This window comes from Desulfobaccales bacterium (genome assembly GCA_041648175.1).
In the GTDB taxonomy this organism is placed as follows: domain Bacteria; phylum Desulfobacterota; class Desulfobaccia; order Desulfobaccales; family 0-14-0-80-60-11; genus 0-14-0-80-60-11.
In genome coordinates this window covers 1-2521 of sequence record JBAZPO010000081.1, presented here as the reverse complement: position 1 = coordinate 2521, position 2521 = coordinate 1, and the positions used below count along the sequence as shown (strand labels likewise).

Below are 2521 nucleotides of genomic sequence, written 5' to 3'. Positions count from 1 at the left end.
CGACGAGGCGGACATCCTCGACCCCGCAAACAGAGCCCAACTCATTGACTTCCTGCTGGCCGTGCGTCAGGACTTCGATACCATCCTGGTGTTCGCCACTTCGGACCATGCGGACCCGTCACCGGTGCCGGAGATTCAAATCTGGTGGCTGGAGGAGGGGAGAATCAGGCCGGTGATATCGGAGATGCAGGAACAGGCCGCCTGACAGGGGGGATTACATGCTTAACAAACACAGCGCCGGGGTCCCTTCGGGGGCCCCGGCCTTTTTTAATGAGATGGTCTTTCCATTGGTAGGTTCAATCCATTCGGCACCATTATTATTTTAATATTTGCAGGAAGATAGCATTAAAAAGGCCCCAAAACCCATCCAAGAGGTCCGCGGCCACAAAGGAGGAAAAGATGTCCATTTTTGGAAGAAAAAGGCATGGGAGGAAGGTTCTGTTTGATTAACTTTTGGGGGAAAGTTAATGAAGTGGTTCATATAGCCTCACTTCGGCGCCCACTGGAGATGCGAGTCAGAGCTATGGTAGATTATTATGCCTCAATGAGACCCAACCGAGACTGACCTCTCAATCTCCGGCTGGATGCTGGTGCGCTTGACTTTATGTCTGGTGTTACCCCACTATCGGAAGCTGGTTCTATGCGGCTGTCGGATACCACTACCCGGCTGAGGCCTCGGGACCTTGGGCCGGTAGCTAGCGCCCCCCGCTCCCCGGAGCAGGGGTTCCCCAACGTCGCCAAGGAACTCAGGGGCCAGCCACGGCCATGGCAGATTCCAGGCGCCCCAAGCGCTCGTCGATCTTGTTAAGGGAGGCCGCCAGTTCTTCCGAAGGGGCCTGGGAATTAAAGGCCGGGTTGGCTACCCACCAATCTATCCCCAATTCTTTGGCTTTGTCCACTGAGCAGATCACTAATCGAATCTGCAGAGTGAGGAGTTCCACTTCCACCAGCCGGATCTTGATGTCTCCGGCGATTACGATTCCCTTGTCCAGGATGCGTTCCAGAAGATCCGCCAGGTTGGTGCTCTGAATGGAACTCTGGATGCCTTGTTGTCTGGCCATGTGCAGTTCCTCCTTACAGGAGTTGGCCCAGGGGGCCAAGGTCGATATTCAGGTCGTCTTCTTCCAGGCCGAACTCCTGCCGGAGTCGGTCGATCTCTTGAGCCTGTTTCATCAAGGTCAACCCCAGCCGCTCGATCTGGTCGTCCGTGAGGGACCCGGCCTCGATGCGCCGGATGCCCTGGCGCTCCAGTAGTTCGTGGAGCAGTTTCACCAGGGTCAAAACCAGTTGTCCCAGGCTGTTCTTGATGTTGTCCTGGTCCAGATTGATCCGGGGGGGCTGGCCACCCGGAGATCGGGCCGGTAAAGAGGCGTCTCCTTGCATGACCTTGGCAAAATCGCTGATAGCCTGGGATTCCACTTGAGCCGGTTCCGGGGATTTCATCAGCATGCACCCTTTTCAAAAAGATTCGGTCCCAACTGCCCCTCCCCCCGAGGCTTAAATCCCCGTGCGGTTTCCATGGATGCCAGGATGACCTGGAGGCCCAGGTAGACCAGGTCGATATCGGCCACGGAAATCATCACTTCCCCAAAGAGCACCGCGCCCTTATTGAGAATGCGGTCCAGGGCCTCGCACAACGACACATCTTTGCTCTCCGGGAGCGAGGCTTCCGGGTACGGTTCCAGCAATTCCACCTCCACGGTCTCCGGTATTGACCCGGGAATCACCTCCGGGACCGGGGGAGCGATTTCCCCCGCCGCCGATTTGCCGATAAAATAACGGCGCGCGGTCGGAGGCAGGTCCCGCAGGTCGGCGCCGCAAGCCGAACAAGCCCGGGAGACCATCGGTATCTTAGCTTGACAATGCGGGCATATCAGCAATAGCCCCATGGCGGTTCTCCACAGTCCTGGACCGGTACAATGCCTGCCCCAAGGCAGTGAGGCGCTTTAGGCCCCGGGGTTCGCTCTGGCGATAAATGATGGTTTGATGCCGGCCGGCGAAGGTTTCCTGGAATTTGTCCTTAATCAGCGTCTCCCGGCGGTTCAGTGCGGCGCACAGAAGACAATCCCAGCCCGGGGTGGCCAGGTTGAGCAGCAGCACCGGCGCTGGCACCCCCAGGCGCCCGCAGGTCGCCAGCAGGTCGCTGGTCTCCTGGAAGGCCATTTCCGTGAGGATGGTCACCGCGTAGAGCGCCGCCCGGGCCGGGTCTCGCCACAGGTTTCTCAGGAGTTTCAGGTCCCGGGAAATCCTTACCAATTGCTGGGACAGCTCCTGAAACCGGAAAGCCAGCTTGTACTTCAAAAGCAAGCCGAAAAAGGTCTTGAGCCACTGGTCAATAAGTTCCGGCAGTTCCAGGAGGCGGAGAAGATGGCCGGTGGGGGCCGAGTCCAATATGAATATATCGTAGCGGCCCTGTTCCAGGAATCCCATGGCCCGCACCAGGGCCATAATCTCATCCAAGCCGGGAGGGGACAGGTCCAGCATCCGCTCCATCACCTGGCGGTCGAAGGGGACATCAAAA

Annotated in this window: 5 protein-coding genes; 1 reads left to right on the top strand and 4 read right to left on the bottom strand. The window is 58.1% G+C overall.

Going from position 1 to position 2521, the window contains the following annotated elements; translation table 11 throughout:
- The coding region (locus WC600_19325; GenBank protein MFA4904878.1) for a hypothetical protein at positions 1-205 on the top strand (205 nt) is incomplete at its 5' end.
- A gap of 541 nt (positions 206-746) precedes the next feature.
- Here WC600_19325 and WC600_19320 read toward each other — a convergent pair.
- From WC600_19320 to WC600_19305, 4 genes are all read right to left on the bottom strand, one after another.
- Positions 747-1061 (bottom strand): gas vesicle protein, encoded by a 315-nt coding sequence (locus tag WC600_19320; protein ID MFA4904877.1) that lies wholly within the window; start codon positions 1059-1061, stop codon positions 747-749.
- Between the two features lie 13 nt (positions 1062-1074).
- Positions 1075-1443, bottom strand: coding sequence for a gas vesicle protein K (locus WC600_19315; protein MFA4904876.1), 369 nt, complete (start codon positions 1441-1443; stop codon positions 1075-1077).
- Complete coding sequence (locus WC600_19310) at positions 1443-1844, bottom strand: gas vesicle protein (protein ID MFA4904875.1); 402 nt, start codon at positions 1842-1844, stop codon at positions 1443-1445. The genes WC600_19315 and WC600_19310 overlap by 1 nt, the downstream gene beginning before the upstream one ends.
- Before the next feature lie 7 nt (positions 1845-1851).
- A partial coding sequence (locus tag WC600_19305) for an ArsA-related P-loop ATPase (protein MFA4904874.1) occupies positions 1852-2521 on the bottom strand: 670 nt, incomplete at its 5' end.